This window comes from Pantoea cypripedii (assembly GCF_002095535.1).
Lineage (GTDB): Bacteria > Pseudomonadota > Gammaproteobacteria > Enterobacterales > Enterobacteriaceae > Pantoea > Pantoea cypripedii.
In genome coordinates this window covers 219,642-246,303 of sequence record NZ_MLJI01000001.1, presented here as the reverse complement: position 1 = coordinate 246,303, position 26,662 = coordinate 219,642, and the positions used below count along the sequence as shown (strand labels likewise).

Annotated in this window: 18 protein-coding genes and 1 riboswitch; of the genes, 9 read left to right on the top strand and 9 right to left on the bottom strand. The window is 55.5% G+C overall.

What is annotated here, in order from left to right:
• Nucleotides 1-266: 266 nt before the first annotated feature.
• Nucleotides 267-932, top strand: a complete 666-nt coding sequence (locus HA50_RS01050; RefSeq protein ID WP_084871790.1) for a 7-cyano-7-deazaguanine/7-aminomethyl-7-deazaguanine transporter — start codon at nucleotides 267-269, stop codon at nucleotides 930-932.
• A 117-nt stretch (nucleotides 933-1,049) separates the two neighbouring features.
• Nucleotides 1,050-1,607, top strand: coding sequence for a DcrB family lipoprotein (locus tag HA50_RS01045; RefSeq protein WP_084871789.1), 558 nt, complete (start codon nucleotides 1,050-1,052; stop codon nucleotides 1,605-1,607).
• Between the two features lie 37 nt (nucleotides 1,608-1,644).
• Here HA50_RS01045 and glgP read toward each other — a convergent pair whose 3' ends face one another.
• From glgP to glgB, 5 genes are all read right to left on the bottom strand, one after another.
• A complete protein-coding gene (glgP, locus tag HA50_RS01040; protein WP_084871788.1) occupies nucleotides 1,645-4,092 on the bottom strand; it encodes a glycogen phosphorylase in 2,448 nt (815 codons plus the stop codon).
• A 21-nt stretch (nucleotides 4,093-4,113) separates the two neighbouring features.
• Nucleotides 4,114-5,547, bottom strand: coding sequence for a glycogen synthase GlgA (gene glgA / locus HA50_RS01035; RefSeq protein ID WP_084871787.1), 1,434 nt, complete (start codon nucleotides 5,545-5,547; stop codon nucleotides 4,114-4,116).
• 61 nt (nucleotides 5,548-5,608) lie between these two features.
• Nucleotides 5,609-6,904, bottom strand: coding sequence for a glucose-1-phosphate adenylyltransferase (glgC, locus tag HA50_RS01030; RefSeq protein WP_084871786.1), 1,296 nt, complete (start codon nucleotides 6,902-6,904; stop codon nucleotides 5,609-5,611).
• A gap of 10 nt (nucleotides 6,905-6,914) precedes the next feature.
• Entirely contained in the window at nucleotides 6,915-8,894 is a 1,980-nt protein-coding gene (gene glgX, locus HA50_RS01025; RefSeq protein WP_084871785.1) for a glycogen debranching protein GlgX, read from the bottom strand.
• Nucleotides 8,894-11,077, bottom strand: a complete 2,184-nt coding sequence (gene glgB, locus HA50_RS01020; protein ID WP_084871784.1) for a 1,4-alpha-glucan branching enzyme — start codon at nucleotides 11,075-11,077, stop codon at nucleotides 8,894-8,896. The genes glgX and glgB overlap by 1 nt, the downstream gene beginning before the upstream one ends.
• A 108-nt stretch (nucleotides 11,078-11,185) precedes the next feature.
• Here glgB and HA50_RS31360 point away from each other — a divergent pair, with 108 nt between their 5' ends.
• Nucleotides 11,186-11,362, top strand: a complete 177-nt coding sequence (locus HA50_RS31360; protein WP_158087391.1) for a hypothetical protein — start codon at nucleotides 11,186-11,188, stop codon at nucleotides 11,360-11,362.
• 68 nt (nucleotides 11,363-11,430) lie between these two features.
• Here the strand turns inward: HA50_RS31360 and asd are convergent, their stop codons facing one another.
• Nucleotides 11,431-12,540, bottom strand: coding sequence for an aspartate-semialdehyde dehydrogenase (asd, locus tag HA50_RS01015; protein ID WP_084871783.1), 1,110 nt, complete (start codon nucleotides 12,538-12,540; stop codon nucleotides 11,431-11,433).
• A gap of 221 nt (nucleotides 12,541-12,761) precedes the next feature.
• Between asd and HA50_RS01005 the strand changes: the two genes are divergently transcribed.
• Nucleotides 12,762-13,355, top strand: a complete 594-nt coding sequence (locus tag HA50_RS01005; protein ID WP_084871781.1) for a YhgN family NAAT transporter — start codon at nucleotides 12,762-12,764, stop codon at nucleotides 13,353-13,355.
• Between the two features lie 38 nt (nucleotides 13,356-13,393).
• Here HA50_RS01005 and panS read toward each other — a convergent pair whose 3' ends face one another.
• Both panS and lysC read right to left on the bottom strand, forming a co-directional pair.
• Complete coding sequence (panS, locus tag HA50_RS01000; protein WP_084871780.1) at nucleotides 13,394-14,311, bottom strand: ketopantoate/pantoate/pantothenate transporter PanS; 918 nt, start codon at nucleotides 14,309-14,311, stop codon at nucleotides 13,394-13,396.
• A gap of 276 nt (nucleotides 14,312-14,587) precedes the next feature.
• Nucleotides 14,588-15,943, bottom strand: a complete 1,356-nt coding sequence (gene lysC, locus HA50_RS00995) for a lysine-sensitive aspartokinase 3 (protein ID WP_084871779.1) — start codon at nucleotides 15,941-15,943, stop codon at nucleotides 14,588-14,590.
• A gap of 113 nt (nucleotides 15,944-16,056) precedes the next feature.
• Nucleotides 16,057-16,251, bottom strand: a riboswitch (Lysine riboswitch).
• Between the two features lie 419 nt (nucleotides 16,252-16,670).
• Between lysC and pgi the strand changes: the two genes are divergently transcribed.
• The 5 genes from pgi to HA50_RS00970 all read left to right on the top strand — a co-directional run bounded on the left by pgi (nucleotide 16,671) and on the right by HA50_RS00970 (nucleotide 22,701).
• Nucleotides 16,671-18,317: a glucose-6-phosphate isomerase gene (gene pgi, locus HA50_RS00990; protein ID WP_084878271.1), complete on the top strand. Its 1,647-nt coding sequence runs from the start codon at nucleotides 16,671-16,673 to the stop codon at nucleotides 18,315-18,317.
• A gap of 585 nt (nucleotides 18,318-18,902) precedes the next feature.
• Nucleotides 18,903-19,151 carry an exopolysaccharide production protein YjbE gene (gene yjbE / locus HA50_RS00985; protein WP_084871778.1) on the top strand — a complete coding sequence of 83 codons (249 nt, stop codon included), beginning with the start codon at nucleotides 18,903-18,905 and terminating at the stop codon, nucleotides 19,149-19,151.
• 75 nt (nucleotides 19,152-19,226) lie between these two features.
• Nucleotides 19,227-19,874 carry a YjbF family lipoprotein gene (locus tag HA50_RS00980; RefSeq protein ID WP_084871777.1) on the top strand — a complete coding sequence of 216 codons (648 nt, stop codon included), beginning with the start codon at nucleotides 19,227-19,229 and terminating at the stop codon, nucleotides 19,872-19,874.
• Nucleotides 19,871-20,608: a capsule biosynthesis GfcC family protein gene (locus tag HA50_RS00975; protein WP_084871776.1), complete on the top strand. Its 738-nt coding sequence runs from the start codon at nucleotides 19,871-19,873 to the stop codon at nucleotides 20,606-20,608. Before HA50_RS00980 ends, HA50_RS00975 begins: the two co-directional genes overlap by 4 nt.
• Nucleotides 20,608-22,701 (top strand): YjbH domain-containing protein, encoded by a 2,094-nt coding sequence (locus tag HA50_RS00970; RefSeq protein WP_084871775.1) that lies wholly within the window; start codon nucleotides 20,608-20,610, stop codon nucleotides 22,699-22,701. The genes HA50_RS00975 and HA50_RS00970 overlap by 1 nt, the downstream gene beginning before the upstream one ends.
• 83 nt (nucleotides 22,702-22,784) lie before the next feature.
• Here the strand turns inward: HA50_RS00970 and metH are convergent, their stop codons facing one another.
• Complete coding sequence (metH, locus tag HA50_RS00965) at nucleotides 22,785-26,516, bottom strand: methionine synthase (protein WP_084871774.1); 3,732 nt, start codon at nucleotides 26,514-26,516, stop codon at nucleotides 22,785-22,787.
• Nucleotides 26,517-26,662 lie beyond the last annotated feature (146 nt).

Sequence of the window (26,662 nt, the reverse complement as noted above, 5' to 3'; positions counted from 1 at the left end):
TGACCAGCGCAAGACGATAACGGTTGCGTTAATATTAACCATTGCATAAATCGCACAACGCGATAAGATGCCGCCGTTTTTTATTAACCATATTTAACGTTATACCCTAAATATTTCGAGTTGCAGCAAGGCGGCAAACTTGAGAATCTCCAGGAGCTTACACAAGTAAGTGACTGGGGTGAGCAAGTGCAGCCAACGCAGCGGCAGCTTGAAATATGACGGGTATGAAACTGGGTTCCCTCACCCCAACACTAAAAAGGCTTAATATGATCGCTTTTTCTCCGCGTCAGCGCATGTTTGCGCTGTTCTGGCTATCGCTATTCCACCTGCTGGTGATTACCTCCAGTAACTACCTGGTGCAATTGCCGGTGGCCATTTTTGGCTTCCAGACCACCTGGGGTGCCTTCAGCTTCCCGTTTATTTTCCTCGCCACCGATCTGACCGTGCGCATTTTCGGCGCGCCGCTGGCCCGTCGTATTATCCTGGCGGTGATGGTCCCGGCGCTGGTGATCTCTTATGTCGTCTCCTGCGTGTTTTATCAGGGCGAGTGGCAAGGCTGGGCGGCGCTGGAGCAGGTGAACCTGTTCGTGGCGCGTATCGCCAGCGCCAGCTTTATGGCCTACGCGCTGGGGCAGATTCTGGATGTGCACGTCTTTAACCGTCTGCGCCGCCTGCCACAATGGTGGATTGCGCCAGCGGCAGCGATGTTCCTGGGCAATATCAGCGATACGCTGGCCTTTTTCTTTATCGCTTTCTATAAAAGCCCGGATCCGTTTATGGCTCAGCACTGGGTGGAAATCGCGCTGGTGGATTACAGCTTCAAAGTGATGATCTGCATGATTTTCTTCCTGCCGGCCTATGGCGTGTTGCTCAATGCGGCGTTAAAGCGTCTGGCGGAACGTTCGGCCCAGCGTCAGCTCAATTTCGGCTAATTGCACGTAGTACGATCCTCTGCTGCCCGCTAAGATTTCCTGACAAACCGGCGGTTGCTTTTAGCCGCCGATTTCGATTTGATAACATCCGACTGGAATCTTGTGAAAGGGATAGGAATGCGTAACTTAGTGAAATATGCGGGCATTAGCCTGCTGGTGCTTGGCCTCGCGGCCTGTGACCAGAAGAAAGATGACGCAGCAGCGGCTGACAATGGCGCCAGCGCCAGCCAGTCAAGCCAAACGGTTAATCTGCTGGATGGCAAACTGAGCTTTACCCTGCCAGCGGGCATGTCTGATAAGAGCGGTAAACTCGGTTCAGAATCGGCCAATATGCATGTGTATGCCGATCAAACCGGCGCTCGTGCCATTATCGTGATTGCCGGTGACCCGACTACCGACGCGCTGGATACGCTGTCACAGCGTCTGGAACAGCAGCAGCGCAGCCGCGACCCACAGTTGCAGGTGGTGTCGGACAAAGCGGTGACGCTGAGCGGACAGCCTGCTCAGCAGCTGGATACGGTGATTTCTGCCAATCACCAGACCTCCTGGTCGTCAGTGATTATGGCGAAAGTGGATGACAAATTGCTGACCATCCAAATCACCCTGCCTGCGGATAACCAGCAGCAGGCGCAAAGCGATGCAGACAGCATCGTGAAAAGCATCACCCTGAAATAAACCCTGTCGCGGCGCGATTTATCGCGCCGCAACCTTGTTACAACCTTACCGCCGAAATATGCCAGATCTCATCGGCATACTCCTGAATGGTCCGGTCCGCCGAGAAATAGCCCATATTGGCGATATTCAGCGCCGCACGCCGTTGCCACTCGTCGGGATGACGATACAACTTATCCACCTTATCCTGGGTATCAACATAGCTGCGATAATCCGCCAGCAGTTGGTAGTGATCGCCGAAGTTAACCAGCGCATCAAACAAATTGCGGTAGCGGCCTGGCTCCTGTGGGCTGAACACACCGCTGGCGATTTGCGTCAGCGCCTGATGCAGTTCGGCATCCTCTTCGTAATATTTACGCGGGTTATAACCGTCACGACGCAGCTTCTCCACTTGCGGCGTGGTGTTGCCGAAGATAAAGATATTTTCCTCACCCACATGTTCCCGCATCTCAACGTTCGCACCATCCAGCGTGCCGATGGTTAACGCCCCGTTCAGCGCGAATTTCATGTTGCTGGTACCCGAGGCTTCCGTACCCGCCGTGGAGATCTGCTCGGAGAGATCCGCCGCCGGGATAATGATCTGCGCCAGGCTGACGCCGTAGTTCGGAATAAACACCACTTTCAGCTTGTTCTTCACATCGGGATCGTTGTTGATCACCTTCGCGACATCGTTGATCAGATGGATGATGTGCTTCGCCATGTAATACGCCGACGCGGCTTTACCGGCGAAGATATTGACGCGCGGCACCCATTCCGCAGTGGGATCGGCCTTGATACGGTTATAACGCGTGATGACGTGCAGCACATTCAGCAGCTGACGTTTGTATTCATGGATACGTTTGATTTGCACATCAAACAGCGCGTGCGGGTCGAGCACGATATCGAGGTTTTTCGCCACCCAATCGGCAAGCCGTTTTTTGTTGGCAAATTTGGCATCGGCGATTTGTTCGATAAACGCCGGGAAATCAATCTGTGGCGTAAGCTCGCTGAGCTGGCTGAGATCGGTGCGCCAGGTACGGCCAATCGCCTCATCCAGCACCTCAGAAAGCGCCGGGTTGGCCAGTGCCAGCCAGCGACGCGGGGTGACGCCATTGGTTTTATTACAGAACCGGCCCGGGAACAGTTTGGCAAAATCGGCAAACAGCGACTGCACCATCAAAGTGGAGTGCAACTCCGAAACCCCGTTGACCTTATGGCTGACCACCACCGCCAGCCATGCCATACGTACCTGGCGGCCATTGTTCTCATCAATGATCGAGATGCGCGACATCAGATCCCAATCATCCGGGTAATATTCCTGAATGGTTTTCAGGAAGTAGTCATTGATTTCAAAGATGATGCTGAGATGACGCGGCAGGATCTTGCCGATCATATCCACCGGCCAGGTTTCCAGCGCTTCCGTCATCAGCGTGTGGTTGGTGTAGGAGAACACCTGGCAAGTCACTTCAAACGCATCATCCCAGCTGAATTTCTGTTCGTCGATCAACAACCGCATCAGTTCGGGAATCGCCAGCACCGGGTGGGTATCGTTGAGGTGAATCGCGATTTTGTCCGCCAGATTGTCCCAGGTCTGGTGCATTTGCCAGTGACGATGGAGGATATCCTGGACCGTTGAGGAGACGAGGAAATACTCCTGACGCAAACGCAGTTCGCGGCCAGAGTAGGTTGAGTCATCGGGATACAGTACCCGCGACACGTTTTCCGAGTGGTTTTTATCCTCCACCGCGGCGAAGTAATCCCCCTGGTTAAATTTACCGAGGTTGATCTCGTTACTCGCCTGCGCGCCCCAGAGCCGCAAGGTGTTGGTGGCATCGGTATCGTAACCGGGCACGATCTGATCGTAGGCAATCGCCAGGATCTCTTCGGTTTCGATCCAGCGTACCCGGCTGCCTTCGTGTTGCAGGCGGCCACCGAAACGCACTTTGTAGCGGGTATTAAAGCGCTGAAATTCCCATGGGTTACCGTATTCCAGCCAGTAATCCGGCGATTCACGCTGCTGCCCGTCAACGATATTCTGCTTAAACATGCCGTAATCGTAGCGGATGCCGTAACCTCGTCCCGGCAGGCCCAGCGTGGCGAGCGAGTCGAGGAAGCAGGCCGCCAAACGTCCGAGGCCACCGTTGCCCAGGCCTGGGTCATTCTCTTCTTCCATCAGTTCGCTGAGATCCAGCCCCATCTCATCCAGCGCCTGGTTGAGATCGTCATAAATCCCCATTGCCAGCAAGGCGTTGCCCAGCGTACGTCCCATCAGAAATTCCATCGACAGGTAATACACCTGGCGGACATCCTGCGACAGCTGCGCACGGCTGGAACGCAGCCAGCGCTCCACCATACGATCGCGGACTGCCAGCAACGAGGCGTTGAGCCATTCGTGTTTATTGGCGATGGAAGGGTCTTTGCCGATGGTGAACATCAGCTTATAGGCTATCGAGTGCTTCAGCGCATCAACCGTCAGGGTGGGTGAGGCATAGGTGAAAGGTGCGTTCATATCAAGTATCCCAATCTCTCATTACAGCAAACGTTGATAAAGATCGCGGTAGGCTTGTGCTGCCACCTGCCAACTAAAATCCATCCCCATCGCCTGACGCTGAACAAAGCGCCACAGGGAAGGACGGGACCACAGTACAAATGCGCGCCGGATCGCTCGCAACAGCGACCAGGCATTACTGTCTTCGAAGCTGAAGCCACTGGCGATGCCATCAGCCAGGTTTTCCAGCGAACTGTCATTCACCGTATCGGCCAGCCCGCCGGTACGACGTACCAGGGGCAGCGTGCCGTATTTCAAACCATAAAGTTGTGTCAGACCACAGGGTTCAAAACGGCTTGGCACCAGAATCACATCCGCCCCACCGACGATACGGTGCGAGAACGCTTCGTGATAACCAATCTGCACGCCGACGCTACCAGGATGCTCCGCCGCTGCCGCCAGAAATCCCTGCTGCAACTCTGCATCACCCTGGCCGAGCAACACCAGCTGACCGCCCTGCGCCAGCAAACCGGGTAACGCTTCCAGCACCAGATCCAGGCCTTTTTGCCGGGTCAGGCGGCTGATGACGCAAAATACCGGCACTTTGTCATCCACCTTCAGCCCCATGGCAATTTGCAGCTGACGTTTGTTTTCGGCCTTGCTCTCTAACGTGTCGCGGTTGTAACGCGCGGTCAGCAACAGATCATGCGCCGGGTCCCAGATTGCCGGATCGACGCCGTTAAGCACGCCGCTCAATCGCCCTTCGCGCAGGCGCTGTGCCAGCAGCGCTTCCATGCCGTAACCAAACTCCGGCCGGGTGATCTCCAGCGCATAAGTCGGGCTGACAGCAGTAATATGATCGGCATAAAACAGGCCAGCCTTGAGGTAAGAAATCTGGCCGTAAAACTCCAGCCCGTGCATATTGAAAAATGCACGCGGCAGCTGAATCTGTTCCAGATGATTGGCCGAGAACAACCCCTGATAAGCCAGGTTGTGCACGGTAAACACCGACTTCGCCGGACGGCCACGCGCTTCCAGATAGGCGCAGGTTAAGCCAGCATGCCAGTCATGCGCATGCACGATATCGGGCCGCCAGAAGGTATCCAGCCCACAAGCCAGTTCACAACCCATCCAGCCGAGCAGCGCAAAACGCAGATAGTTATCGACATAGGCGAACTGTGATTCGTCGTGGTACGGACTGCCGGGGCGTTCATACAATCCCGGCGCATCAATTAAATAAATGCCAACACCGTTGAAATGTCCATAAAGTAAACGAACAAACCCGGCAAAGGTGGGCAGTTCCGCCACAATTTCCGTATCCGGAATCCCTTTACGCAGGTCAGGATACGCGGGAAGCAGTACCCGCGTATCCGTACCACCGGCAATCTGTGCCTGCGGTAATGCGCCGACAACATCAGCCAACCCGCCAGTTTTCAAAAGCGGGAAAAGTTCTGAACAGACATGTAAAACCTGCATCCTGGACCCCTTTTGTGTTATCGCCCGCGCTCCACGCGTCGATTGTCTGTGTGCTTTTTCGTTATCTGCCTACGGCACCCGCCAGCCTGGCTAACATGGTGCGCGTCACCAGAACGATGCCCTCTTCTGAACGGTAAAATCGGCGGCTGTCTTCGTCCGGGTTTTCGCCAATCACAATGCCTTCTGGCAACACGCAGGCGCGATCAATCACGCAGCGGCGCAGACGGCAGGATCGACCAACCACCACATCAGGCAGCAGCACCGAAGAATCGATATTGCAAAACGAATTGACGCGTACGCGCGGGAACAGCACCGAATTCACCACCACGGAACCGGAGATAATGCAGCCGCCGGAAACCAGCGAATTCATCGTCATACCGTGACTGCCAGAGCGGTCCTGAACGAACTTCGCTGGCGGTAACGGTTCCATGTGGGTGCGGATCGGCCAGGTATGGTCATACATGTCCAGTTCCGGTGTGACGGAAGCTAAATCCAGATTGGCACGCCAGTAGGCTTCGAGCGTTCCGACATCGCGCCAGTAGGGTTCGGCAGATTCGTCACTCTGCACGCAGGACAAGGTGAAGGAGTGCGCGTAGCCCTCGCCCCTGGCCACGATTTTCGGCAGCAAATCTTTACCGAAATCGTGATTGGAGTCGGGTATCTGCGCGTCTTCTTCCAGCAGCTGGTAGAGATAATCCGCGTCAAACACATAAATCCCCATGCTGGCCAGTGCCTTGCTGTCATCGCCGGGCATTGACGGGGGAACGGGGGGTTTTTCCACAAAATCGACGACGTTGTTCTCGGCATCAACCGCCATCACGCCAAACGCCGTGGCTTCCTCCAGCGGCACTGGCATGCAGGCGATGGTGCATTTAGCCCCCCGATCCACATGATCCAGCAGCATGCGTGAGTAATCCATTTTGTAGATATGATCCCCGGCGAGGATCACGATGTACTGCGCGTTATAACGGCGAATAATGTCGAGGTTCTGCGTTACCGCATCCGCCGTGCCGCGATACCAGTGATCGGTAGATAATCGCTGTTGTGCGGGCAGCAAATCGACAAATTCGTTCATCTCTTCGTTGAAAATCGACCAGCCACGCTGGATATGCTGCACCAGCGTATGTGACTGATATTGCGTAATCACGCCAATGCGCCGGATGCCAGAGTTGAGGCAATTGGACAGCGCAAAGTCGATGATGCGGAACTTCCCGCCAAAGTGCACCGCAGGTTTGGCGCGTTTGGCTGTCAGGTCCTTCAGGCGAGTACCACGGCCCCCGGCAAGGATCAGGGCCACCGTCTGTGTAGGGAGCTGGCGTGCCAGCATCAGATGATCTGTTCTCTCTAAATTAACCATGTCTGACTCCTTATGATCGCTTTTGGAACACACACACACCGTGTGCGGGCCCGTGCCAGACAGTTGTCAAAATGGGGTTATCTTCCCCGGCGAATGGAGGAATGGCGCGCCACTCTCCGTCTGGTAAGGCGAGGTCACTCACCGTATCCGTGGCGTTAATTGTTATTAACCAGCGGCTGGAGAGCAGGATCTGCATTCTGTGCGCCCCCTGTCCCCATTCCTCATCCTCCAGTGGTTTGCCGCTGGCATTGAACCACTGCACGTTGCCATCGCCTTCCTGCCACCAGCGATCTGCGGTTAGCGCGGGAATGCGCTGGCGCAGATGGATTAACGCGGCAGTGAAGTCGATCAGTCCTGAATCATCCTGTTGCCAGTCCAGCCAGGTCAGCGGGTTGTCCTGACAATACGCATTGTTGTTGCCATGCTGGCTGTGACCGCGTTCGTCACCGGCCAGCAGCATCGGCGTGCCCTGCGCCAGCAACAGCGTCGTCAGCAACGCATGCACGCTGAGCCGCCGCCGCTCGACAATATCGAAACTGACATGCAGCCCTTCATGACCGTGGTTATTGCTGAAGTTGCTGCTGTTGCCGTCGCGATTGTCTTCGCCGTTAGCCTGATTGTGTTTATGGTTGAAACTCACCGCATCACGCAGCGTAAAGCCGTCATGGGCAGTGATCAGATTGAGACTGGCGTGCGGCAGACGTGCCGCATGCTGGAAAACGTCGCTGGAGGCGGCAAAACGCCGGGCAAAATCACCGTTGTTTAGCTCACCGAGCAGCCAGTAGCGTCGTGCCGTATCACGAAAGTGATCGTTCCACTCGGCAAACGCTGGCGGATAATTGCCGACCTGATAACCGCCGGGACCGACATCCCAGGGTTCGGCAATCAGTTTCACTTTGGACAAAATCGGGCAGGCTTTAATGGCCGCAAACAACGGCGCATCCTGACGGAATTCCGGCGTGCGCCCCAGCACCGAGGCCAGATCGAAACGGAAGCCGTCAATGTGGCAGTCTCGCACCCAGTGGCGCAGCCCTTCCAGCACCCATTCCATCACCTGAACATCGCTGAGATTGAGCGTGTTGCCACAGCCGGTCCAGTTCTGGTACTCGCCCTGCCCGTTAAGCCAGTAATAACTGGCGTTGTCGATGCCACGCATCGCGATCACCGGGCCGATTTCATCCAGCTCGGCGGTGTGGTTAAACACCACGTCGAGAATCACCTCGATACCCGCCGCATGCAGCCGTTTTACTGCCTGCTGAAATTCCTGCAACGGCGTCAGGCCATCTTCACCCGAGGCATAGCGCGGATCGACCGCCCACAGCGCCACCGGGTTATAGCCCCAGTAATTACTCAGCCCCAGCCGCAGCAGACGCGGTTCACTGGCAAAATGAGCAATCGGCATCAGTTCCAGTGCCGTGATGCCAAGATGGCGCAGGTGCTTAACCATAACAGGATGCCCCAGCGCCGCATAAGTCCCGCGCAATCTTTCCGGAATTTCCGGATGTTGCTTGGTTAACCCGCGGACATGCGCTTCATAAATCACCGTTTTGCCCCAGGGGGTGCGCAGCGGCTGGTCTTCATCCCAGTCAAAATCTTCGGCGATCACCAGCGATTTTGGCGCGATGGCCGCATTATCCTGCTTGTCCGGCGTGGTACTGCCGTTGAAAAAACGCGGATCGTCCGGCACATCACCGACCACCGCTCTGGCACAGGGATCCACCAGTAGCTTCGCCGGGTTAAAACGATGTCCCTGCGCGGGTACCCACGGGCCATGCACACGATAGCCGTAACGCTGCCCCGGTTTCAGACCGGGAAAGTAACCATGCCAGATATCGCCGCTGCGCTGCGGCAATGGGAAGCGTCGTTCCACTCCATGATGGTCAAACAGGCACAGCTCCACTTTTTCCGCATGGCGGGAAAACAGCGTGAAGTTGACGCCGTGACCATCATAGTTCGCGCCCAGCGGTGCGGGCTGCCCGCTTTCCAGCATTATTCTCCCTCCCGCACCAGCCAGACCGTCGCCAGCGGCGGCAGGGATAAACTGAGGGATTGCGAACGCCCATGGCTCTCAATGTCGTCGGTATGCACCTGATGATTACGCAGGTCGCTGCCATGATAGTCATGCTGGTCGGTATTCAGCACTTCGCGCCAGCTACCGGCCTGATTCACACCAAAGCGATAGTGGAGACGGGGCACCGGGGTGAAGTTACTGACCACGATAACTTCATTGCCCTCACGATCGCGCCGCGCAAAGGCAAACACCGAGTTCTCATGATCGTCCACCACCAGCCATTCAAAACCCTGCGCATCAAAATCGAGCTGATGCAGCGGCGTGTAGTGGCGATAGGTATGGTTGAGATCGCGTACCAGCCGCTGTACGCCGTGGTGCCAGTTATCCGCCCCTTCCAGCAGATGCCAATCGAGGCTGGTGTCATGGTTCCACTCTTTGCCCTGAGCAAATTCACCGCCCATAAACAACAGCTTCTTACCGGGGAACGCCCACATCCAGCCGTAGTAGGCGCGCAGGTTGGCAAACTTCTGCCAGGGATCACCCGGCATACGATCCAAAATGGAACGTTTGCCATGCACCACTTCATCATGGGACAGCGGCAGCACGAAGTTTTCGGTGTAGTTGTACAGCATGCCGAAGGTCATCAGGTTGTGATGGTAGCGTCGGTGCACCGGGTCATGCTTCATGTAATCCAGCGTGTCGTGCATCCAGCCGAGGTTCCACTTGAACCAGAAGCCAAGCCCCCCGGCTTCCGGTGGCCTGGATACGCCAGGGTAGTCGGTGGACTCTTCCGCTACCGTGATACTGCCGGGTGCCGCGCGCCCGAGGATACGGTTGGTGTAACGCAGGAAGGAGATGGCCTCAAGGTTATCACGACCACCGTATTGATTGGGGATCCACTCGCCTTCAGCGCGGCTGTAATCGCGATAAATCATCGATGCCACCGCATCGACCCGCAACCCGTCAATGCCAAAGCGTTCCAGCCAGTACAGCGCATTCCCGGACAGGAAATTGCTCACTTCACGGCGGCCAAAGTTGTAGATCAGGGTGTTCCAGTCCTGATGGTAGCCTTCACGCGGGTCGCTGTGTTCGTACAGTTCGGTGCCATCAAACTTCGCCAGACCGAAGTCATCGCTGGGGAAGTGGCCTGGCACCCAGTCCAGCAGCACGTTGATGCCTGCCGCATGGGCGCTGGCAATAAACTGGCGGAACTCGTCACGCGTGCCAAAACGGCGGGTGGGTGCATACATGCCGAGTGGCTGATACCCCCAGCTGCCATCAAACGGATGTTCGTTAATCGGCAGCAATTCAATATGGGTAAACCCCATCTCTTTGACATAAGGAATCAGCTGTTCCGACAACTCTTTGTAACTTAGCCAGAAGTTATTCTCGGTATGGCGTCGCCAGGAACCGAGGTGCACTTCGTAAATCGAAATCGGCGCATCGAAACCATTCGCCGCTTTACGTTCCGGCGTCATCTCGGTTTTCGGCGGCAGACCGCAGATCATCGAGGCCGTCTGCGGGCGCATCTGGGCCTCAAACGCGAAGGGATCGGCTTTGATACGCATCTGGCCAAAGGCATCGATGATCTCGAATTTATACAGCTGCCCGTTAAACGCTCCCGGAACAAACAGCTCCCAGATACCCAGTTCGCGTCGGAAACGCATCGGATGGCGACGGCCATCCCAGTAGTTAAATTCACCGACCACCGAGACGCGCCGGGCATTCGGCGCCCAGACGGAAAAACGCGTACCGCTGACACCATCAATGGTGGTGCCGTGGGCACCCAGCGTTTCATAGGGTCGTAAATGGGTGCCTTCCGCCAGTAGCCAGGCATCCATTTCTTCCAGCAGCGGACCAAAGCGATAGGCATCGTCGATCAGATTCTGCTGACCATGCCAGTTCACCGCTAGCTGATAGCGAAACAGATTTTTACGGCGCGGGATCACACCACAAAAGAAACCACGTGAGTCGAGACATTCAAGCTGGGCGCATTTACGTCCGGTGTTGGTTTCTATCACCCACACCTCTGATGCATCAGGCAGTAAAGCCCGCACCTCCAGACCTTCTGCAGTCTGGTGCATCCCCAGTAGAGAAAACGGATCGGAATAATTACCCGCAAACAGGGCATTGATCGCCTGGCGATCGGGAAGCTCTGACATGATTTCTTCCTGTGACATTTGGCAGGCGAACTGCGTCAGACATTAAGCCTTATCAGATGCGCTGCTCATCATTGAGCCATGAGTACACAGCAAGGAAGGATACCGTCCGTGGAAAAAATCTTTGCTATGTACAACAACCATTCAGTACGGAAAGCAAAACAACCAACTACCGGCACATCATTGTTAAATCATAGCTTGGGGCTGGCAGAAGCCAGGGAGGATCGCAAAAAATTATTTTCGGGTGAGCAAAAAGGGGAAGTCGATCACTTGTCAGGCGTAATTTAGGTTAAGTGTTGCAGCCTGAAAACATAAAAAGGCCGGGTAAATCCCCGGCCACCATTCTCGCGTTACGCTTAGTCCACCAGCAGACGCAGCATACGGCGCAGCGGTTCAGCCGCGCCCCATAACAGCTGGTCACCGACGGTGAAGGCCGAGAGATATTCCGGCCCCATGTTCAGCTTACGCAGACGACCCACCGGGGTCGCCAGAGTGCCGGTGACTGCCGCAGGGGTCAGTTCACGCATGGTGATGTCACGATCGTTCGGCACCACTTTCACCCATTCGTTGTGCGCAGCCAGCAGCTGTTCAATTTCAGCCAGCGGCACATCTTTTTTCAGCTTCAGCGTAAACGCCTGGCTGTGGCAACGCAGTGCACCCACGCGTACGCACAGGCCATCCACCGGGATCACTTTCTGGCTGCCGAGGATTTTGTTGGTCTCGGCCTGGCCTTTCCACTCTTCGCGGCTCTGGCCGTTTTCCAGCTGTTTGTCGATCCACGGAATCAGGCTGCCCGCCAGCGGTACGCCGAAGTTATCGGTCGGCAGGGTGCCGGAACGGGTGAAGTCGGTCACGCTACGCTCGATTTCGAGGATAGCCGAGGCCGGGTTCTGCAATGATTTCGCCACGTGATCGTGCAGCATACCCATCTGGGTCAGCAGCTCACGCATATGACGCGCACCGCCGCCGGAAGCCGCCTGATACGTCGCCACGGAGGTCCACTCCACCAGATCATTCGCGAACAGGCCGCCAAGTGACATCAGCATCAGGCTTACGGTGCAGTTACCGCCAACAAAGGTTTTGATACCGCTGTCGAGGCCCTGGCGAATCACCTGATGGTTGACCGGATCGAGAATAATGATGGCGTCATCTTTCATGCGCAGCGTCGAAGCGGCGTCAATCCAGTAACCCTGCCAGCCGCTGGCGCGCAGCTTCGGATAGACTTCACTGGTATAATCGCCACCCTGGCAGGTGATAATAATATCGAGCGCCTTCAGCGCATCAATATCAAAAGCATCCTGCAACGCGCCGGTCGACTTACCACCGAAGGTCGGTGCCGCCTGGCCAAGTTGCGAAGTGGAGAAGAAGACCGGATTGATCACATCAAAATCACGTTCTTCGCTCATGCGGGACATCAGCACGGAGCCGACCATACCACGCCAACCAATAAAACCTACATTCTTCATTTTCTGTCCGTCTCGGGCGCTTCTTCAGAGGCCCTGTCTGGTGCGAGGGAAAAAACCTGCGGGATTAACCCGCTGGTCTGCGTAATAATCAGGTTTACCTATGACCTCCAACTCTACAAAATGCTGCACTTCTGGCAAGTGAATTAATTCGATTGCGCTAAGTTTTTCAGCAGCGCAACTAATAACGGCGCTTTGCGCCGCAAAGAGATGCTTAAACACAAATGACTGAAATGATTTCCGCCACCATATTATTGCTGCTGATCATGGACCCGCTGGGCAACCTGCCGATATTTATGTCGGTTTTGAAGCACCTGGAACCCAAACGGCGGCGGGTGGTGCTGATTCGCGAGATGCTGATTGCGCTGGTACTGATGCTGCTGTTTTTATTCGCCGGTGAGCGAATTCTGCTTTTTCTTAATCTGCGCACGGAAACGGTATCGATTTCCGGCGGCATCATTTTGTTTCTGATCGCCATTCGCATGATTTTCCCGTCAGCGGAGAGCAGCAGTACCGGCTTGCCCGCCGGGGAAGAACCGTTTCTGGTGCCGCTGGCAATTCCGCTGGTTGCCGGGCCGTCACTGCTGGCGACGCTGATGCTGTTGTCGCATCAATATCCCAACCAAATGCTGCATCTGGTGGGCGCGCTGATGATTGCCTGGGGCGTCACGGTGGTAATTTTGCTGCTGTCCGGGTTGTTTCTGCGTCTGCTGGGGGATAAAGGCGTGAATGCGCTGGAACGTCTGATGGGGTTGATTTTGATTATGCTGGCAACGCAGATGTTTCTGGATGGGATTCGTGCTTACCTGAAGTTGTAACGGCGCGATAAGTCGCGCCGTGACGGTTTGGATATCTTTTACTTCTTCTTGATGGGTTTGCCTGACCAGTAACCGGCCAGCAGCGAACCCGACAGGTTATGCCATACCGAGAACAGCGCGCCAGGCAGCGCGGCCAGCGGCGAGAAGTAGAGTTTGCCCAGCGTTGCCGCCAGACCGGAGTTTTGCATCCCCACTTCCAGCGCCAGGGTACGGCAGGTGGATTCGTCAAAGCCAAACAGCTTGCCACCCCAGTAGCCACCCAGCAAACCAATGGCGTTGTGCATAATCACCGCAGCGATCACCACCAGGCCGACTGAGCCGATAAAGCCCTGGCTGCCCGCCACCACCGCGCTGATGATCAGCAGAATACACACCATGGAGAACGCCGGCAGATAAGGTTCGACGCGACGTACCACGCTGTTCATCGAGTGATGGATAATCAGGCCCAGCCCAATCGGGACCACCACGATTTTAACGATACTGAGCAGCATGCCGATCACATCCACCTGAATATGGGTATCGACATAGAAACGCGTCAGCAGCGGCGTGGCAAATACGCCCACCAGCGCCGAGACCGAGGAGATGGTCACGGACAAAGCCACATCACCCTTCGCCAGATAAATCATCACGTTAGACGCGGTGCCACTGGCAACGCTGCCCACCAGAATCATGCCCGCCGCCAGGTCCGGCGGCATCTGGAATAACTTCGCCAGACCCCAGGCCGCCAGCGGCATCACCAGATAATGCAGGAAAGTCCCGGCAATAACCGGAGCCGGACGCACCAGCACGCGTTTGAAATCATTGATATTTAGCGTCACGCCCATGCCAAACATAATCAGCATCAGCAGATACGTCACCCACGGGCCAATGCCAAGGAAGGTAGACGGTGAATAATAGGCCGCGACGGAGAGCAGCACAGCCCACAGCGGGAACAGGCGGGTAATTTTGCCGAGCATGGACGAACTTCCTTATGCAGGTTTTATTATGTCATTACGGAGTGTTGCCACAGATAAAGCGTCGTGCAGGAAACGGCTGCCACGACGGACGCGGGATCATAACATTTCGTTATCGTGACGTAAGGCTGGATGTGAGGATGCAGGGAAAATGCGGATCGGCTGCTACCGAAGCGCGGGAATTAGCCGAAATTACTCTGCATTTTTCGGAAAAAGGCGGGGATTCATACAGCCTGCAATGGGTGCGGCGCGATCAATCGCGCCGCTACCCACTCGGTTTTAGCAACCAAACAGATTCATATGCAGGGTGCGCACCACTTCTTCCGCATCGCCGCCCGGCACCAGGAAGCACAGGTTATAGCTGCTGGCACCGTAGCAAATCATGCGCAGGTTAAACGGTTCCAGCACACCAAACACCTCTTTGCCGACGCCACAGGCTTTCGACAGGCTGTTACCGATAATCGCCACCAGCGCGAGGTTCTCTTCCACTTCCACACGGCACAGGGAGGAGAGTTCAGTCAGCAGCGCCTGCGTCAGCAGGCTGTCACCGGTTGAGGTGGAACCGGTAGTATCCAGCGTCAACGCCACGCTCACTTCGGAGGTGGTGATCAGATCAACGGAGATACTGTGCCGCGCCAGAATGGCGAACACTTCCGCGAGGAAACCGCGCGCGTGCAGCATGTTCAGGCTGTGTAACGTCAGCAGGGTTTGCTTACGACGCAGTGCCAGCGCCCGGAACAGCGGCGGGTCTTGCGTCTCGTTGCAGACACGCGTGCCGCCAGCGGCCGGATCCTTACTGGAGCCGACAAACACCGGGATATCACTGCGTACTGCGGGCAGCAGCGTCGCCGGATGCAGCACTTTGGCACCAAAGGTGGCCATTTCTGCCGCTTCTTCGAACGTGATTTCATCGATGCGTTTCGCCGCAGGTACCACACGCGGGTCGGTGGTGTAGATACCCGGCACGTCAGTCCAGATATCGATACGCGCCGCCTGCAAGGCTTCGCCCAGCAGCGCCGCCGTATAGTCGCTGCCGCCACGGCCCAGCGTGGTGGTGCGGCCTTTGCTTTCGCTGCCAATAAAGCCTTGGGTGATCACCAGCGCCTGCTCGGTGCGCGGTTGCAGCAGCGCAGCAGATTGTTCTTTCAGTACCGCAACGTCTGGCTCAGCACGGCCAAAACGGTCACTGGTACGCATCACTTTACGCACATCAAACCATTCGGCATTGACCTTACGCTCGCGCAGAATTTCCACGAACAGCAGCGTAGACATCAACTCGCCGTGGCTGACCAGTTCATCAGTGAGCGCATTCGACGTTGCCAGTGCCGCCGCTTCGGACAGCATGGTGATGTTTTCCAGCATGCGATCAATCTCATCGCGGATCACATCCGGCGCTTGCAGACAATCGATGATGGCATATTGAATACGGCGAATTTCATCCAGCAGGTACGCACGTTGCGCCTGTTCCTGGCCTTCAGAAAGGGATACCAGCAGATTGGTGACACCTGCTGAGGCGGAAAGCACCACCAGGCGGGTGTTGGCATTGGACAGCACCACATCGGCGCTGCGGTTCATGGCAGCAAAATCGGCAACGCTGGTGCCGCCAAATTTCGCCACGATCAGAGTTTGAGACATGTAACGAACCTCGTGTCAGGTTATCTTTCTCCCGCTTTATTGGGACGGAAGACATTCTATCAGCCTTGGCACAAGAGAAGAGCAGAAATGGGCAGACAAGATCATGAGACGAGTCACCCAGAAGCGCTTCACCTTGCGAAACGTCCGACTGTGGACGTTTCTGGTGACAACCCAGAGGATTCAGCCCCTGCAGCCGACAGCACAACACGCCGCGTGTTGCCCCACCTCGGCGTCGCACCCCCTGATGTGTTATCCCCGGATACGGTTCCTCCAACACACTGCCTGGGCGACGCGCCTCTTCTGGCTTACGCCCTGGGGCGTAAGTAGCGCGCACATAAATATCGGTTAATTGTTCCGCTGTCAACGCCTGATGTTTGAGGATTTTTCACTTTCGCTGCCTGCCGTGAGCATCGCAGAACAAACAGCAGGCGAAACTCACGCCTAAAGTAGTGGCTGGTTGCCAACAACCCGCCCTTTTGCTGATGCGGCACAGGGTATCCGTGGCGGATTTTCCTGAAAATGCCTAAGAACAATCGCAGCAACCACCGTCGATGCCATCAGTCAGCGGCTCGCGGAGGGCACAATTTTTTTCCTTTCAGTAGCAACTGTGGTCATACTGAAACCCGTTGCGGCCGCTTCAACCGCCGCCAGAATGCTAAGCAAGCCGGGCCAGCTGGATGCGCCCGGATGGAATGACAGTTCTTTTTATTTCAACAAGAGTGTTGCCATGAAAAATATCAATCCGACACAAACCGCTGCCTGGAAAGCGCTGCAGCAGCATTTTGACCAGATGAAATCGGTGCAGATCGCCGACCTGTTCGCCCAGGATGCCGATCGTTTTGCGAAATTCTCTGCCACCTTCGACGATCAGATGTTGGTGGATTTCTCAAAAAACCGTATTACCCAGGAAACCCTCGACAAACTGCAGGCGCTGGCAAAAGAAACCGATCTGGCGGGTGCCATCAAATCGATGTTCTCCGGTGAGAAAATCAACCGCACCGAAGATCGTGCCGTGCTGCACGTTGCCCTGCGTAACCGCAGCAACACGCCGATTGTGGTCGATGGCAAAGATGTGATGCCGGAAGTGAATGCGGTGCTGGCGAAGATGAAAGGCTTCTCCGAGCGTATCATCAGCGGTGAGTGGAAAGGTTATACCGGCAAAGCCATTACCGATGTGGTTAACATCGGTATCGGTGGCTCTGACCTGGGTCCGTTCATGGTGACCGAAGCGCTGCGTCCCTATAAAAACCACCTGAATATGCATTTTGTCTCCAACGTGGATGGCACGCATATTGCTGAAACGCTGAAGGACCTCAGCCCGGAAACCACGCTGTTCCTCGTGGCCTCCAAAACCTTCACCACCCAGGAAACCATGACCAACGCCCATAGCGCGCGTGACTGGTTCCTGAAAACCGCAGGTGACCAGCAGCATGTGGCGAAACACTTTGCTGCGCTCTCCACCAACGGCAAAGCGGTGGGCGAGTTCGGTATCGACACCGCTAACATGTTCGAATTCTGGGACTGGGTGGGGGGTCGTTATTCCCTGTGGTCAGCGATCGGCCTGTCCATCATTCTGTCCATCGGCTTCGAGAATTTCGAGCAGCTGCTGAGCGGCGCGCACGCCATGGACCAACACTTCGCCACCACGCCTGCCGAGCAGAACCTGCCGGTGCTGCTGGCGCTAATCGGTATCTGGTACAACAACTTCTTTGGTGCCGAGACCGAAGCGATTCTGCCGTACGATCAGTACATGCATCGTTTTGCTGCCTACTTCCAGCAGGGCAACATGGAATCCAACGGTAAATATGTCGATCGCGACGGTAACGCCGTGGATTACCAGACTGGCCCAATCATCTGGGGTGAGCCAGGCACCAATGGTCAGCATGCGTTCTACCAGCTGATTCATCAGGGCACCAAACTGATTCCGTGTGACTTTATCGCTCCGGCACAAACCCATAACGCGCTGGCGGATCACCATCAGAAGCTGCTGTCGAACTTCTTCGCACAGACTGAAGCCCTGGCGTTTGGTAAAGCGCGTGACGTGGTGGAGAAAGAATTTACCGATGCTGGTAAGTCTGCCGCCTCTGTCGCCCACATCGTGCCGTTCAAAGTGTTCGAAGGTAACCGCCCAACCAACTCTATCCTGCTGCGTGAGATTACCCCATTCAGCCTCGGTACGTTGATTGCGTTATATGAACACAAAATCTTCACCCAGGGTGCCATCCTGAATATCTTCACCTTTGATCAGTGGGGTGTTGAGCTGGGCAAACAACTGGCAAACCGTATTTTGCCAGAACTGGAAAATGACGCGAAAATTGCCAGCCACGACAGTTCCACCAATGGTTTAATTAATCGCTATAAATCCTGGCGTTAATTTTTACCCATTTTGTAATAAGGCGGCCTTATGGCTGCCTTTTTTTATGACAAATATGCAATAAATCGGGAGATTTCGTTATTTAATCGACAGCCAATGGTTAGATAATTCTTAAAATGATCTAGGCTTAATCCGAAGATTTATCGCACATTTACCCACAATTTCTAAATTGAATGGATCTATTCCCCACAAAATTATTAGCTATCACCATGATAAATAGATTTTTTTTATTTACTCATGTTAAGGGAATTCTGAATATTCCGATTCCGTACCAATATTTAATGCAAAAGTGAAAAATTCTGCCGAATCAGCCACAACTATGTAGTTATTCCAGTCCTGATAAAAAGCGCAATTAAAAAAAGCAGCTATCGCTGATTTGCATTATTTATCACCAGCAACATGTGTAATTTTCGTCCTCTTCCCCTCGCGCTGAACTCTGGTAATTTGTTGCCCTATACTGAACGCGCCCGTTAAGGGCATACCCCAAATAATTCAGATTGCAGCCATGCGGGCGGTTAACGCACCTGAAACCTGAACTATGACGGGTATACATCCTTCATTCATTTAAATGCAGGACACGTTGTTATGAAAAAACTTATGGTTGCCGGTGCAGCCTTACTTTACGTTGCCGTTTCTTCCGCTGCGATTGCCGCACCGGAAGAAACCGGTGCTGCAGCAGGCGCGCAGGCGGGAGCAATGTCCGCTGGTGCGTCCACCGCTGTGGGTATCGGGGCTCTCGGTGCGTTGGTAGGTCTCGGCATTGCCGCTTCTGGCGGTGGTGACGGTGCAAATACCGGTACAACAACCACGACCACAACGAGTACCACTCGTTGATGTAGCACCTTTAAACATAACCACACAGCCGTGTGGTTATTTTTTGCTTTGATGCGATTTAATCAGGGACACACAGTGCGCCGACTTCCTTTGCTGCTTCTCTGCCTGCTGCTACAGGCCTGCACACAAACCCAGAAAGGTCTGGAACAGACCGTCATGCTCGCCATTAAAGGGCCGGATGATGTCACGGTGACCAATGAGCAGGTGGCAAACCTGCCTTACGCCAGCCTCTATGCCCGCATTAATGAAGGCCCACGCATCTTTGTGGTGCTGGGTTACAACGAAAATGGCCAGCAAAAATGGGTCACTCAGGATAAAGCGATGCTGGCACTCCAGCATGGTCGTCTGGTGAAAACCGTGGGTCTGACCGACAACCTGTTGAACGTCAGCAATCTGGCGCAGGACCCGCTGGCGGACGCGCTGCATCTGCAAAACGGAGCCAGCTGGACGCGTGTCGTGCAATGGTCTGAGCAGGATAAACCGCGTGCCGCCACCGCCGTCTCGCAATTCCAGCGTGGCGACGACACGGTGCTGACGATTGCCGGACAGAGCGTAGCCTGCCGGGTATGGCACGAAACCGTACGCATCGACAGCATTGGACGCGAGTGGCAAAACACCTTCTGGATTGATAACCGCGATGGCACGGTAGTCCAGGCGAACCAGATGCTGGCTGCTGGCGAATTCCCGATTGAAACCACCATTCTGAAACCGGCGAAATCATGAAAAAAATAACGTCTTTGCTGGCGGGACTGGCGCTGTTCACTGCGGGCAACGCGCTGGCCGATAGCCAGGTTATCGTCCACGAAGGGCAAAATCGCGCGACTTTACAGATCGATCATGCACAAAACCTCAGCCAACTGGTGACTAACCCGGCGATCCACACCTGGTGGCCCGGTACGGTCATTGCCGAACGCGGCGCAACGGCGGTGGCGAAACAGCAGCAGCAACAACTGCTGGCGGATTTGCGCGCCTGGCAGGCAGATAACAGCGGTGACCGCGCGGCGGCAATTGGTGCCGTCATCCAGCAATTATCCGCGATGCCGGTGACAGGCCGTCAATTTACCCCGCTCGACCCCGACTGGGTACGCCTGCGCCCGGGAGCCAATCGTAGCCTGCTGGGCAATTATGACCTTTACACGCTGGCACCGCCCACTCAGGTGCTGGTACTCGGCGCACTGGAAAATCCCGGCAAAGTGCTCTGGCAGCCGGGCCGTACGGTGCGTGACTATCTTGACGACCACGATCGTCTTTCCGGTGGTGACCGCAGTTTTGCCACGGTCATTGCGCCATCCGGCCAGACCCGGCAGGTGCCCATTGCTTACTGGAATCAGCGCCATGTGGAGGTAGAACCGGGCAGCATTATCTGGCTCGGCTTCTCGTCCTGGAGCCTGCCATGGGGCCAGAGCGACCTGAATGACCGCATGATTTCTGTTCTGACTCACCGGATCCCAGACTGATGAAAAAACAATTACTTCTCAGCCTGCTGGCTGTGGCTGTTTCCGCTGCCTGTGATGCTCATGCGGCAACCTATGACGATCCGATTGGCCCGTCACAATCTGACTTCGGCGGCGCGGGCCTGATGCAGGTTCCTACCGCGCGTATGTCCCGTGATGGCGAGTTCAGCCTTAACTATCGTAATAACGATCAATACCGCTACTATTCCGCGTCACTGCAACTGTTCCCGTGGCTGGAGACCACCGTGCGTTATACCGACGTACGTACCCGTCGCTACAGTTCCTCGGAAAGCTTCAGTGGTGACCAGAGTTATAAAGACAAAGCCTTCGACCTGAAACTGCGCCTGTGGCAGGAAAGCTACTGGCTGCCGGAAGTGTCATTCGGTGCACGCGATTTGGGCGGTACCGGCCTGTTCGACAGCGAATATCTGGTGGGCACCAAAGCCTGGGGGCCGTTCGATTTCACCTTCGGCATCGGCTGGGGTTATCTCGGCAACAGCGGCACCATCAAAAACCCGTTCTGTTCCTACAGCGATAGCTTCTGTACCCGTACTAACGGCGGCGGCACGGCGGGGTCGATTAACGGTTCCCAGATGTTCCACGGCCCGGCAGCGCTGTTCGGTGGTATCGAGTATCAAACGCCGTGGCAGCCGCTGCGTCTGAAAGTCGAATATGAAGGCAACAATTATCAGGACGATTTCGCGGGCCGTCTGGAGCAAAACAGCAAGGTTAACGTTGGCGCGATTTATCGCCTCACTGACTGGGCAGACATCAACGCCAGTTACGAACGCGGCAATACCTTTATGTTTGGCTTTACGCTGCGCACTAACTTTGACGATTTACGCCAGCCGCATATCGACAGCGCCAAACCGGCTTACAATCCGCAGCCGCAGGGCGACCTGTTGCAGTCCACGGTGGTCGCCAACCAGCTGACCGACCTGAAATACAATGCCGGTCTTGATGGTCCGAAGATTCAGACCAAAGGCGATACCCTGTATGTCTCTGGCGAGCAGACCAAATACCGTGATACGCGCGAAGGTGTCGATCGGGCTAACCGCATCATCGTCAATAACCTGCCTGAAGGCATCAATACCATTGATGTGACTGAGTCGCGCTTCAATATGCCGCAGGTGACCACGCGGACCGATGTCGCCAGCCTGAAAAACGATCTCTCCGGCTACCCACTGGGCCACGAACAGCCGTTGCAGCAGACACGTATCAATCCGGTCGATCCCGGCTCAACCGAGCAGGGATATTTCATCCGCAGAGATCGCCTGAATTACAGCCTGTCGCCGGTGCTGAATCAGTCAGTGGGTGGACCGGAAAGCTTCTACATGTACCAGCTGGGCGTGATGGGTAACGTCGATTACCAGCTGACGGATCACCTGCTGGTGAGTGGCAGCCTGTTCGGTAACCTCGCCAATAACTACGACAAGTTTAACTACAACGGCCTGACGGCCAATTCCGCCCTGCCGCGCGTGCGTACCCATATTCGCCAGTACGTTGAGAACAACGTGTATGTGAATGACTTGCAGGCCAACTACATGCGCTACCTCGGCAATGACTTCTATGGCCAGGTGTACGGTGGTTATCTGGAAACCATGTACGGCGGCGTAGGTGGCGAAGTGTTGTATCGTCCGGTGGACAGTAACTGGGCGATTGGCGTCGATGCCAACTACGTCAAGCAGCGTGACTGGGACAACATGATGCAGTTCACCGACTACAAAGCGCCGGTTGGTAATCTGACCGCTTACTGGCGTCCGTGGTTTATGCAGAACGTGCTGGTGAAAGCGAGCGTGGGCCAGTATCTGGCGAAGGATAAAGGTGTGACGCTGGATATGTCGAAGCAATTCGACAGCGGCGTGATCGTCGGTTTCTATGCCACCAAAACCAACGTCTCGTCGGAAGAGTATGGCGAAGGCAGCTTCACCAAAGGCTTCTATATCTCGATCCCGATGGACCTGTTTACCGTCACGCCAACACGCGGCCGTGCGCAGGTGAACTGGGTACCGCTGACGCGTGATGGCGGCCAGATGCTGGGTCGTAAATATCAGCTGTATGATATGACGTCAGATCGCGATGGACGGTTTAATTAATTGATAAAAAAGCTTTGCCGGATTTCCGGCAAAGCTTTTCCTCTCTCACGACGGAATTGCGCGATAAATCGCGCCGCTACCGATCAGTCTGCATCATACCCAAGGTTAGGTGCTAACCAGCGCTCAACTTCACTGACGCTCATCCCCTTACGTGCCGCATAATCCTCCACCTGATCGCGCTGAATCTGCGCCACGGCAAAATAACGGCTGTCGGGATGGCTGAAGTACCAGCCGGAAACCGACGCGCCCGGCCACATGGCAAAGGATTCCGTCAGCTTCATACCGGTGTGGGTCTCCACATCCAGCAGTTGCCAAATCTGGGCTTTCTCAGTGTGTTCCGGGCAGGCCGGATAACCCGGAGCCGGACGGATTCCCTGATAATTTTCACGAATCAGCTCGTCGTTGCTGAGATTCTCATTAGCACCAAAGCCCCAGAGCACCTTACGTACGCGTTCGTGCAGGTATTCCGCAAAGGCTTCAGCCAGACGATCCGCGACGGCCTTAATCATGATTTTGTTGTAGTCATCATGCTGCTGGTCGTACGCCTCAGCCAGCGCATCTTCCTCCAGCCCGCCGGTCACGGCGAACGCGCCGAGATAGTCCGCTTTGCCGCTTGCTTTCGGGGCGACAAAATCCGCCAGGCAGTAGTTAGCAAAGTCGGTTTTTTCGGTTTGCTGACGTAAGTGATGGCTCACACACAATATCTGGCTGCGGCTTTCGTCGCTGTAAATCTGGATATCATCCCCCACGCGGTTGGCCGGGAAAATCCCCACCACACCCCGCGGTTGCAGCGTACCGTTCTGGCTCAGCATATCGAGCATCGCGTTCGCATCGTGGAACAGGCGCTGCGCCTCTTCCCCCACCACCTCATCTTCCAGAATGCGGGGATATTTCCCGGCCAGCGACCAGGTCATAAAGAACGGCGTCCAGTCGATATAGTTACGCAGCGTTTCGATGCTGGCTTCCACCGGGCTGACGCCGAGCCGATGCGCCACTGGCGGCGTGTAGCTTTCCCAGTCAAAGGAGAAATCGTTGTCACGCGCGGTTTGCAGGCTGACCGGCGGCGTGCGCGGCTTTTTACGCGCGTGCTGAATGCGCACGGTGTCGTACTCTTTGCGCGTGCGCGCGACAAAATCTTCTTTCAGGGTAGGCGACAGCAGCGATGACACCACGCCCACGGTACGTGAAGCGTTCTGTACGTAAACCGTCGGACCACTGTAGTTCTGCTCGATTTTCACCGCGGTATGCGCTTTCGAGGTGGTGGCACCGCCAATCAGCAGCGGGATGGTGAAGCCCTGACGCTCCATTTCTTTCGCCACGTTAACCATTTCATCCAGCGACGGGGTAATCAGCCCGGACAGGCCAATAATATCGGCCTTCTGCTCGATGGCGGTTTTCAGGATTTTGTCACTCGGCACCATCACGCCAAGATCGATAATTTCGTAGTTGTTACATTGCAGCACCACGCCGACGATATTTTTACCGATGTCGTGCACATCGCCCTTCACCGTCGCCAGCACGATTTTACCGTTGCTGCGGCCCGCCTCTTTGCTGGCCTGGATAAAGGGTTCAAGGTAAGCCACCGCCTGTTTCATCACGCGCGCGGATTTCACCACCTGCGGCAGGAACATCTTCCCTTCGCCAAACAGATCGCCAACCACGTTCATGCCGGACATCAGCGGCCCTTCAATCACCTCAATCGGGCGAGCGGAGGCCTGGCGCGCCTCTTCGGTGTCCTGCTCAATAAATTCGGTGATGCCTTTGACCAGCGAATATTCGAGACGCTTGACCACATCCCAGCTGCGCCATTCCGCCAGCTGCTTTTCCTGCTCGCCGTCACCTTTGGCTCCACGATATTTCTCCGCCAGCTCCAGCAACCGTTCGGTGCCATCGTCACGGCGATTGAGGATCACGTCTTCCACCGCATCGCGCAACTCGGCAGGCAAATCGTCATAAATCGCCAGCTGACCAGCGTTCACGATCCCCATGTCCATACCGTTGCGAATCGCGTAGTAGAGGAACACCGCGTGAATCGCCTCACGCACCGGGTCATTACCACGGAACGAGAACGACACGTTTGAGACGCCGCCGGAGATCATCGCATGCGGCAGTTCGCGTTTGATGTCTTCACAGGCACCGATGAAGTCCATGGCGTAGTTGTTGTGTTCTTCGATACCGGTGGCGACCGCAAAGATGTTCGGGTCGAAAATGATATCTTCCGGCGGGAAACCCACCTCTTCGGTGAGGATCTGGTAAGCACGGCGGCAAATCTCGATTTTGCGCGCGCGGGTATCCGCCTGGCCCACTTCGTCAAACGCCATCACCACCATGGCGGCACCGTAGCGACGCACTTTGCGAGCGTGATCGATAAACATCTCGATGCCTTCTTTCATCGAGATCGAGTTAACGATGCCTTTGCCCTGGATGCATTGCAGCCCTTTCTCGATCACCTCCCATTTGGAGGAGTCGATCATAATCGGCACGCGGGCGATATCCGGCTCACCGGCAATCAGGTTCAGGAAGCGAACCATCGCCGCTTCCGCATCCAGCATGCCTTCATCCATGTTGATATCGATGATTTGCGCACCGCTTTCGACCTGCTGGCGCGCCACATCCAGCGCTTCGTTGTATTTTTCTTCTTTGATCAGACGCTTAAATTTGGCCGAGCCGGTAACGTTAGTACGTTCTCCGACGTTCACAAACAGCGAATCCGCGCTGATATTCAGAGGCTCCAGCCCCGATAAACGGCAGGCAACCGCAATTTCCGGCAGCTTACGTGGCGCAACGCCGTCCACTGCCGCCACCATCGCCGCAATATGCTCCGGCGTGGTGCCGCAGCAGCCACCAATGATGTTGAGGAAACCCGAACGCGCCCATTCACCAATTTGCTCCGCCATGGTGGCGGCATCCAGATCGTATTCGCCGAAAGCATTCGGCAGACCGGCGTTAGGGTGCGCGGTGACATAACCTTCGGCAATGCGCGACAGCTCCGCCACGTACTGACGCAGTTCATCCGGTCCCAGTGCGCAGTTAAGACCAAAAGATAACGGCTCGGCGTGGCGCAGCGAGTTATAAAAGGCTTCGGTGGTTTGCCCGGACAGGGTACGGCCAGAGGCATCGGTAATGGTGCCGGAGATCATCAGCGGCAGCTTCACGCCCATCGCCTCCATCTCGGTCTGGACCGCATAGATAGCCGCTTTGGCGTTCAGGGTATCGAACACCGTTTCGATCATGATGAGGTCAGAACCCCCGGCGATCAGCGCATGGGTGGACTCGCGATAAGCCTCCACCAGCTGATTAAAGGTCACGTTACGAAATGCCGGATCGTTCACATCCGGTGAGATGGAGCAGGTACGGTTGGTCGGGCCAAGCACCCCGGCCACATAACGCGGGCGCTCAGGGGTTTTAGCGCTCCACTCATCGGCACAGGCGCGTGCCAGCCGGGCGGCTTCAAGGTTAATCTCCGCCGACAGCGCTTCCATTTCGTAATCCGCCATCGCAATGGTGGTGGAGTTGAACGTGTTGGTTTCCAGAATATCGGCACCTGCCGCGAGGTAAGCGTTATGGATCTCGCGAATTACCTCGGGTTTGGACAGCACCAGCAAATCGTTATTGCCTTTGAGATCGCACGGCCAGTCAGCAAAGCGGCTACCGCGAAAATCCTGCTCATCCAGTTTATAGCTCTGGATCATGGTGCCCATGCCACCGTCCAGAATCATGATGCGTCGCGCGAGCTGCTGATGCAGCGCTTCTATTCTGTTACTCACTGTTGCCCCGTCCACGTCATTACGTTGGCTGAAATGCCAGCCAGACATACTGGCACAACTTTAAGGTGGGTAAAAGTTATGACGGATGAGACATTTTCAGAGTGAACCCCTTACAGATCCGACCAGTAAGTCAGCATTTGCATTCGCAGGGCGAAAAACGAAAATGGTTTCCATATCTGATGCGACGATGGAGA